7 protein-coding genes are annotated in these 9,020 nt (G+C 73.9%); 4 read left to right on the forward strand and 3 right to left on the reverse strand.

Annotated features, from left to right (window positions below; translation table 11 throughout):
* Positions 1-41: 41 nt before the first annotated feature.
* The 3 genes from LG632_RS28420 to LG632_RS28430 form a co-directional block, all read right to left on the reverse strand.
* On the reverse strand, positions 42-2,147 hold the full coding sequence (locus tag LG632_RS28420; RefSeq protein WP_226730579.1) for an MDR family MFS transporter: 2,106 nt from the start codon (positions 2,145-2,147) through the stop codon (positions 42-44).
* Positions 2,148-2,281: 134 nt separating this feature from the next.
* Positions 2,282-3,631, reverse strand: coding sequence for a 6-phospho-beta-glucosidase (locus LG632_RS28425; RefSeq protein ID WP_226730582.1), 1,350 nt, complete (start codon positions 3,629-3,631; stop codon positions 2,282-2,284).
* A gap of 201 nt (positions 3,632-3,832) precedes the next feature.
* A complete protein-coding gene (locus LG632_RS28430) occupies positions 3,833-4,699 on the reverse strand; it encodes an MmyB family transcriptional regulator (RefSeq protein WP_264202361.1) in 867 nt (288 codons plus the stop codon).
* 342 nt (positions 4,700-5,041) lie between these two features.
* Between LG632_RS28430 and LG632_RS28435 the strand changes: the two genes are divergently transcribed.
* From LG632_RS28435 to LG632_RS28450, 4 genes are all read left to right on the forward strand, one after another.
* Positions 5,042-5,728, forward strand: a complete 687-nt coding sequence (locus LG632_RS28435) for a helix-turn-helix domain-containing protein (protein WP_226730585.1) — start codon at positions 5,042-5,044, stop codon at positions 5,726-5,728.
* Positions 5,729-5,793: 65 nt separating this feature from the next.
* Positions 5,794-6,348 (forward strand): toxin-antitoxin system, toxin component, encoded by a 555-nt coding sequence (locus tag LG632_RS28440; protein WP_226730587.1) that lies wholly within the window; start codon positions 5,794-5,796, stop codon positions 6,346-6,348.
* A complete protein-coding gene (locus LG632_RS28445) occupies positions 6,345-7,532 on the forward strand; it encodes an MAB_1171c family putative transporter (protein WP_226730589.1) in 1,188 nt (395 codons plus the stop codon). The genes LG632_RS28440 and LG632_RS28445 overlap by 4 nt, the downstream gene beginning before the upstream one ends.
* On the forward strand, positions 7,529-8,956 hold the full coding sequence (locus LG632_RS28450) for an FAD-dependent monooxygenase (RefSeq protein ID WP_226730590.1): 1,428 nt from the start codon (positions 7,529-7,531) through the stop codon (positions 8,954-8,956). Before LG632_RS28445 ends, LG632_RS28450 begins: the two co-directional genes overlap by 4 nt.
* Positions 8,957-9,020 lie beyond the last annotated feature (64 nt).

Genomic DNA, 9,020 nt, shown 5'->3' on the forward strand with positions numbered 1-9,020 from the left:
GCCGCCCGCCGGAGGCCGGAGGCCCTACGCCTGCGCCGCGCCTACGCCTGCGCCGCGCCGGCCGGGCGGCGCGGACCGAACATGCCCTCGCGCAGGTCCTCGGCCAGCAGCCGCTTGGCGATCGCGTCGGCCGCGACGCGCAGCTGGGCGTCCGTCGGGCGGCCCCGGTCGCGTTCGAGCTCGCCGGCGAGCCAGTCGCCCCAGGCCCGGGAGATGACCCCGGCCTCGCGCTCGCCGGCCGTGGTGAGGGCGAAGTACGGTCCCTCGTTGGTGAGGAAGCCCTCCTCGACCATCCGGTCGAAGACCGGCACGAGCACCTCCGCGGGCAGGTGGCGGCGGCCGGCGATCAGCCCGAGGGAGGCGTGCCCGACCGTGCGGGTCAGCAGGTCCACCTGCATCACCGCCCAGGCCCCGGCGATGTCGAGCCGGGTGTCGGACTCCTCGACGATCCGGCGTGCCGTCTCCCGGTCCATGCCCCGGATCAGCTTGCCGACGGCCAGCTCCAGCAGCTTGGCGGAGTCCCCCGACCCGGTGACCGGGGAGCCGAAGCCGTCCCCGAGGTCGCCGGAGGCGGCCCGGGCCGAATCGCGCAGCCGTACCTGCTTCAGGAACAGCGCGACGACGAAACCGGCGAGGGCGACCGGCACGGTCCACAGGAAGACGGTCTGCAGGGCGTCGGCGTACGCGTCCACGACCGGGGCCCGCGCCACCGGGTCGAGGCCCCGCACGCCGCTCGGGCTCGACGCGGCGGCCGCCAGCCGGGCCGGGTCCTCCCCGGTCAGCCGGGCGGCCTCGGCCACCCCGGCGCGCAGCTCGGGCCCGAGCCGGCCGGCGTAGATGGTGCCGAAGACGGCCGTGCCGAACGAGCTGCCGAGGGTGCGGAAGAAGGTGACGCCCGAGGTGGCGGTGCCGAGGTCGGCGTACTCGGCGGTGTTCTGCACGGCGATGGTCAGCACCTGCATGGACAGCCCGATGCCGGCGCCGAGGACGAACATGTAGCCCGACTCCAGCCACGCGCCGGTGCCCGGCCGCATCCGGGAGAGCAGGAAGAGCCCGAGGGCCATCACCAGCGAGCCGACGATCGGGAAGATCCGGTAGTGCCCGGTCCGGCCGGTGACGTTGCCGCTGAACACGGAGCACAGCAGCAGGCCGACGACCAGCGGCAGGGTCCGCACCCCGGAGACCACCGCCGAGTCCCCGTCGACGTACTGCAGGTACGTCGGCAGGAAGGTCATCGCGCCGAGCATGGCGAAGCCCACGACGAAGCTGAGCACCGAGCAGACGGTGAAGACCGGGTTCCGGAAGAGCCGCATGGGCAGCATCGGCTCCGCGGCCCGCGTCTCGGCCACGCAGAAGAGCCCGAGGGCCACCGCCCCGATCGCGAACAGGCCGACGACGACCGCCGAGCTCCACGCGTACTCGTTGCCGCCCCAGCTGGTCGCCAGGATCAGCGCGCCGGCGCCGACGGAGACCAGCGCGATGCCGGGGTAGTCGATGACGGGGCGGGCGGCGGAGCGCACCGCCGGGATGGTCCGGGCGGCGGCCGCGACCACGCAGACCGCGACGGGCACGTTGACGTAGAAGCACCAGCGCCAGCTGAGCTGGTCGGTGAACAGCCCGCCGAGCAGCGGTCCGATGACGGTCGCCACGCCGAAGACCGCGCCGATGGCCCCTTGGTACGCGCCGCGCTCCCGCAGCGGCACGACGTCGGCGATCAGCGCCATGGAGGTGACCATCAGGCCGCCCGCGCCGATGCCCTGGACGCCGCGCCACAGGATCAGCAGGGTCATGTTCGAGGCGAGGCCGCACAGGAGCGAGCCGCTGATGAAGACGACCGCGGAGACCTGGAAGACGGCCTTGCGGCCGAACAGGTCGCCGAACTTGCCGACCAGCACGGTGGCGATCGTCTCGGCCAGCAGGTACGAGGTGACCACCCACGACATGTGGTCGCCGCCGCCGAGGTCCGCCACGATCGTGGGCAGCGCGGTGCCGACGATGGTCTGGTCCAGCGCGGCCAGCAGCACGCCCAGCATGATCGTCCCGAAGACGATGTTACGCCGCCGCCGGTCCAGGACGGGCGGGGCCTCGGCGACGGCGGCGGCAGTGGTCACATCTCGCACTCTCACGCCGCCCCCGCCGCCCCGCATGCGGCACTACGCCGTCCGGAGGACGGCCGGGCCGGCACCGCGGGCCGGGTCCGGGCCGGCACCGCGGGCGGGTCCGGGCAGGGCAGGCGGGGCGACCGGAGCCCGACCGGGCCGGCGCCGCGCGGCCCGGGGCCTCAGCGCAGGTAGGACAGCCCCGGGTGGGCGGCCGTGTAGCCCTCCACCAGGCGCCGGGCCACCGCCACCGAGTCCACCAGCGGGTGCAGCGCGAACGCCGTGACCGCGTCGGCCCGCGACCCGCTCGCCGCGGCTTCGAGCACCGCGCGTTCCACGGCCTTGACCGACGTCACCAGGCCCGCCGCGTGGTAGGGCAGCGGGTCGACGGCGACCGGACGGGCGCCGGAGGCGTCGACCAGGCAGGGCACCTCGATCACCGCGTCGGCGTCCAGCGGCGCCAGCAGCCCGCGGCCGCGGACGTTGAGGATCAAGGTGGCCCGCTCGTCCCGGGCGATGGCCCGCATCAGGGCCAGGGCCACCCGCTCGTAGCCGCCGGACTCCAGGTCGCTCGCCTCCCGCTCACCGGCCCCCGCCGCCTCGCGGTTCTCGGCCATGTACGTGGCCTCGCGCTCGGCCCGGGTCCGGTCCCAGGCGGCCAGGGCCGCGCCCGGCGGCAGTCCGGGCCGGCCGGCCTCGGCGTAGAAGGCCGCCTGCTGGTCGCGCAGGAAGGCGCCCCGGGTCTGCTTCGCCTCCTGGTAGGCGCGGACGGTCTCGCGGTTGAAGTAGTAGTAGTGCAGGTACTCGTTGGGGATCGCGCCGAGCGCGCGCAGCCAGTCGGCGCCGAACAGCCGGCCCTCCTCGAAGGACTCCAGCGCGGCGGCGTCGGCCAGCAGCCGGGGCAGTTCGTCTCGGCCGCGCACCCGCAGCCCGCGCACCCAGCCGAGGTGGTTGAGGCCCACGTAGTCGATCCAGGCCTCCTCGGGGCGCACGCCCAGCAGCCTGGCGATGCGCCGGCCCAGGCCCACGGGTGAGTCGCAGATGCCGATGACCCGGTCCCCGAGCTCCTCGGCCATGGCCTCGGTGACCAGCCCGGCCGGGTTGGTGAAGTTGATGACCCAGGCGTCGGGGGCGGTCCGGGCCACCCGGCGGGCGATCTCGCGGGCCACCGGCACGGTCCGCAGCCCGTACGCGATCCCGCCCGCGCCCACGGTCTCCTGGCCGAGCACACCGAGGTCGAGGGCGACCCGCTCGTCGGCGGCGCGGCCGTCGAGGCCGCCCACGCGGATGGCGGAGAAGACGAAGTCGGTGCCGCGCAACGCCTCGTCGAGGTCACCGGTCGCGGTGACGGCCGGGGCGTCGGGGACTCCGGCGGCCTGGTCGGTGAGCACCCGGGCCATGGCGGCGAGCCGGCCGGGGTCCTCGTCGTAGAGGGTGACGTGCCGGACGCGGCCCTGCGCGCGGTCGCCGAGAAGGGCTCCGTAGACGAGCGGGACGCGGAACCCGCCCCCGCCGAGGATGGTCAGCCGCACGCCCCTACCGCCTTGTCTCCCGCGCCTCGCGGCGCCACCGGTCACCGTGCCGTGCGATGCCACGATCCGTGACACGCCGCCCGCCCCGTCGCGTGGCCCCTCGCGTGCCACGATCGGTGACACCGGGAGGGGCACCGGCCCGTGGCGCGCCGCGGTCGGCGGCACGACGGCACCAGTGTCCCAGGGCCGCCGCCCGCGCGGTCACTCCGCGGGCGGCGGAACGGCGCGCAGCCGCGGCCCCTGCGGACGCGGGGCGCCCGTGGGCGCCGGGCCGGCCGGGAGGCCCTGCGGCGCCGAGAGGATCAGGGTGATCCGGGTGAGGCCCATGGCGTCGAGCTGACGACTGGTTTCGGCCACCATCCGGCACCGGGAGACGCCCTGCCGCGGGTCCGGGTGGCGCACGGCCAGCACCGCGCCGTCGCGCTCGGCGGCCTCGGCGCCGTAGGTGCTCAGCCAGTGCGGGACGCCGTAGCGGTAGGCCGCCTCCATGAACGGGTCGCGGGCCACCTCCTGGCGGATGCTGCGCAACCCCTCGTCGTCGGGGTCGTCGGCCAGGGCGGTCGCGAACTGCGCCAGCAGCGGCACGCACCAGGCCGGCTCGTGGTCCTCCAGCACGGCGGCCGCGTCCGGGTGGAACAGCACGAAGCGCAGGAAGTTGTCGTCCGGCAGCGCGGTGGGGTGCGGGCGGACGGCCTGGAAGAGATGGTCGAAGGCGGAGTTGGTGAGCGCCACGTCCCAGCGGTGGTCGATCAGGAAGCTCGGGTAGGGGACGGCCTCCATCAGCGCGGCGTAGTCGCGCAGGTAGTCGCGCTGGGCCGGGTCGTCGGGCAGCCGGTTCTCCTCGGCCGCGTGCCAGGTCGGCGGCGGGTCCCGGTCGACCATGATGCGGAACAGCCAGAAGCACTGGCGCTCGCTCATCTCCAGCGCCTCGGCGAGGGCGAGGAGCTTGCGGTCCGTCCATTCCTTGACCAGGCCGCGTTCCCAGTTCCCGTACGCGCGCACGCTGATGCGCAGGCGTGCGGCGACGTCCTCCTGGCTCAGGCCCAGCTCCTCGCGTCGCTGACGCAAAATCTCCTTGCGCCGTTCCGACCGCACTGCGCCGCGTACTCCGGGCTCTTCACCCGTCAGGCGCTCTTCACCGGCCACCCGGGAGAGGCCGTCGGACGGGCCCACCGCTGCGAGATGTGGCACCGAGAGCTCCCCCTTCTCACGGTCTGGATCTTCATTTCCGTGTGGCGATCCTGCTACCGCAATCATTCGAGTGTCAACTATTGTGGCAATTCCAGCCTCTGGACGGCTTATTCGCGCCACAGCTGTGGCAAGTTCTAGTCCTCGTAGGGCGGAACGGCTAGCCTCCAAGGGCCCGTCCCGTGCCCTGAACCGGCCCCGCGCGATCTAGGAGAACCACTGGTGACAGACGGCTTCCCGGCTCCCGTCGCGGTGGCCAGCGTGCCCCTGGCGACCACCGTCACGCGGGTGGCCGAACTCGCGGACAAGCTAGGACGCGACCAGAGCACGGTCTTCGACCTACGCCGGCTCTCGGAGGCCTCCGGGGTCCCGGCCGAGGTGGTCCGCAGCCTGCTGGAAGGCCGTCCGGCCGGTGAGCCCGACCTCCAGGCGCGGTTCCTGCAGCGCCTGGACCTGCTGCGCCGCACCCGGGTCAAGCCCAACGGCCGACGCTACACCCAGCAGGAGATCGCCGACGGCGCCGGCATGTCGCGCCAGCAGGCCGGCGCGCTGATCAACGGCGACCGCCGCCCGACGATGGAGCACTGCGACGCCATCCAGCGTTTTTTCGGCGTTCACGCCGGATTCCTGACGGCACATGATGCGGAGGCGCTCAACGACGCCCTGCTCCGCACCGAACAGCAGCTTCTCCAGGATTTCGCAGGTCGCGAGCGGGACCGGGAGCGAGAACGCGAAACCGTGCCGCCCGAAAGCGATTCGGCGGACGATCCGCTGGCGAGACTTCTACAGAACCACGGTGTACGCGGAATCGCCTGGCGCGCTGCCCAGTTGCCCAGCGACAAGCACCGGGACAAGGTGGCGGAATGGCTGGACATGCTCCTGGAGAGCGTCAAACCGAACGAGTCCTGACCCGGTCGCAGGCCTGGGTCTGATCCTCCAATTCCTGATCCGGATCCGTGCCGACGGGGAGAACGGTGAGCATAGGCAGAGAGCAACGGCGGCTGTGCGGTGAGCTGGTGGCCGGCATCACGCTCACCGCCCCCGTGGAACCCGTGGACCTCTACGCCGCCCTGTGCGACGGCATGAGCAAGCACCGTGGCCGCAAGGTGGAGTTCCGGATGGCCGCCTTCCCGCCGGGCACCGCCAGCGGGCTGTGGCTGGACCTGGCCGACCGCGACCTGGTCGTGATCGAGGAGCGCACCGCCCCCGACCACCAGTTGGTGATCCTCGGCCACGAACTGTGGCACATGAAGGCCGGGCACTGCAGTCATCACGTGGACGGCGCGGCCGTCGCCGCCCGGCTGCTGTCCGACGAGGCCGACATCAGCGAGACCGTGCGCCGCGTCGCCGCCCGCACCCGGGCCGACGTCCGGGAGGAGACCGAGGCCGAGACCTTCGGTCTGCTGCTGGGCAGCAAATGCCGTCCCTGGCTGGCCAGTGCCGGCCACCGGGCGCCCGCGCAGCGCGACGAGCTGGCCGGCCGGATCGAGGCGTCCCTCGGATACCGGGGGCACAGGGTCGACCGTTGAAAGGCGAGGACTACTACATCCCCGCGGCGGCCATGGCGATCTCCCTCGCCTTCAAGCTGCCCGCACTCCGGCGCAACTGGCGTGACCCGCTCCTGCGGTCCGTCTGCGCCCTGCTGTTCCTGGCCGGTTCGGTGTTCACCTTCGCCGCGCCGCCGACCATCGCCGCCGTCAACGAGTGGACGGGCATCCCCAACGTCTCGGCGCCGCTGGTCTACTGCCTGATCACCGCGTTCAGCGCCTCCTGCCTGGTGCTGATCGTCAACTGGCGCGGCGGCCCGCCGGAGGAGACCCGGCGCACCTCGCGGCGCTGGATCCTCGGCTACGGGGCCGTGGTCGTGGCCCTGATCGTGCTGTTCTCCCTCGGGGACGCGCCCGAGGAACGCCTGCGCGACCTGGACACGTACTACGTCACCACGCCGTACATCCGCGAGATGATCGTGCTCTACCTCACGGCGCACACCGTGGCCGCCGTGGTGATGGTGGTGCTGTGCCTGCGCTGGTCGCTCCAGGTGAGCGGCTGGCTGCGGGCCGGCCTCGCGGTCATCGTCGTCGGCTACTTCTTCAACCTCAGCTACGACGCCACGAAGTTCATCGCCGTCTTCGGGGTCTGGCTGGGCTTCGACCTCGACTACTTCAGCACCTACCTGGCCCCGCCGATCGCCTCCGTCGGAGCGTTGATCAGCGCGATCGGGTTCATCGTGCCCCTGGTGTGCCAGCGCGTCTCCGACAGCTGGCAGACCTGGGCGACGTACCGCCGGCTCGGCACACTGTGGCACGAGCTGCGCACGGCCGTCCCGCTGAGCGCGCCGGGCGTGCGGATGTCCTGGTGGTCCCCGGCCGAACTGCGCATCCTGCAGCGCGAGTCGGACATCCACGACGGGTTCCTGCACCTCGGCCCGTACTTCGACCAGCCCCTGCGGGCCCGGGCGTACGAGCAGGCCCGGGAACGGGGCGCGGACGAGGAGACGGCCCGCGCGGTCGCGGACGCCGCGATGGTGGCGGCGGCCGTCCGGGCGCGCACCGCGGACCCGGAGGGTCTGCTGCTGACCGAGGACGCGGCTCCGGCCCCCGATCCGTGCGAGGGGCCGCGCGACCTGGTGCGCATCTCCCACGCGCTGCGTCATTCCCCCGTAGTCGAAGCGGTCCGCCGTCATGCGGCCCCCACAGGAAGCCTCCCTCGATGAGCGAAGCACACAGACAGGTTCCCGGCGCCCGCGCCGGCCGGCACGCCGTGGTGGTCGGCGGCGGACTCGCCGGCATGCTGGCCGCCGCCGCGCTCGCCGAGCACGCCGAGCGGGTGACCGTCGTCGAACGCGACGTCCTGCCCGAGTCGGCGGCCCCGCGCCGCGGACTGCCGCAGGCCCGCCACGCGCACATGCTGTGGTCGGGCGGCGCCCGCGCCATCGAGGAACTGCTGCCGGGCACCACCGCCCGCTGGCTGGCCGCCGGCGCCCGGCGGATCCCGCTGCCGGCGGGCCTGGTGTCGATGTCGGCCAGCGGCTGGCTGGGCCGGTTCCCCGAGACCCAGTTCCTGATCGCGTGCAGCCGGGACCTGCTGGACTGGACCGTGCGCGAGCAGGTCATGCTGCTGCCCGAGGTGACCGTGCTCCAGCAGGCCGAGCTGCTCGGCCTGGAGGGCAGCGCCGAGCGGGTCACCGGGGTCGGCGTCCGGGAGGCCGACGGCACCACCCGGGTGCTCTGCGCCGATCTGGTCGTGGACGCGAGCGGCCGCGGTTCGCGGGCGCCCCGGCTGCTGGCGGAGCTCGCCGTGGGACCCGTGCACATGGAGGAGGTGGACTCCGGCCTGACGTATGCCAGCCGCATGTTCCAGGCCCCGCCGGGGGGCGAGGGCTATCCGCTGGTCAACGTCCAGTCCGACCCGCGGGTCCCGGTGCCCGGGCAGACGGCGACCATCATGCCGATCGAGAACGGCCGCTGGCTGGTCACGCTGTCCGGGACCCGGGGCGGCCAGCCGTCGGGGGACACCGACCAGTTCGAGGCGTTCGCGCGCGGGGTGCGCCACCCGGTCGTCGGTGAGCTGATCGCCCGGGCCGAGCCCCTGACGGACGTGACCGTCACCCGGGCCACCGTCAACCGCCGCCACTTCCTGGAGCGGGTCAAGAACTGGCCGGAGGGGTTCGTGGTCATCGGCGACGCCGTCGCCACGTACAACCCGGTGTACGGGCACGGCATGTCGGTGGCCGCCCAGGGCGTGCTGGGCCTGCGGGCGGAACTGCGCCGGCAGGGGCTGGCCGCCCCGGGCCTGGCGCGGCGGGTGCAGCGGGCGGTGGCCGGGCCCGTGGCCACGGCCTGGGACCTGGCCACCGCGCAGGACATCCTCTACCCGGGGGCGAAGGGCCGGCCGCCGGGCCGGACGGCGGTGGCGCTGCGCCGCTACGTGGACCGGCTGATGCTCACGGCCACCAGCCGGCCGCTGGTGTCGCGGGCGCTGTTCGACGTGATGACCCTGTCGAAGCCGACGACCGCGCTGCTGCGCCCCGAGGTGGCCCTCGCCGTGGCGCGGGGGCCGCGGCGGATGCCGCTGCACGCGCCGCCGCTGACGCCGCAGGAGCGGCGGGTCATGGAACGGACCGACACCGGGGCCTGAGGCCGCCCGGTGCCCCGCCGGGGGGGGGGGGGCGGGCCCCCCCCCCCCCCCCCCCCCGCCGCCC

Source organism: Streptomyces antimicrobicus, from assembly GCF_020532625.1.
GTDB lineage: Bacteria > Actinomycetota > Actinomycetes > Streptomycetales > Streptomycetaceae > Streptomyces > Streptomyces antimicrobicus.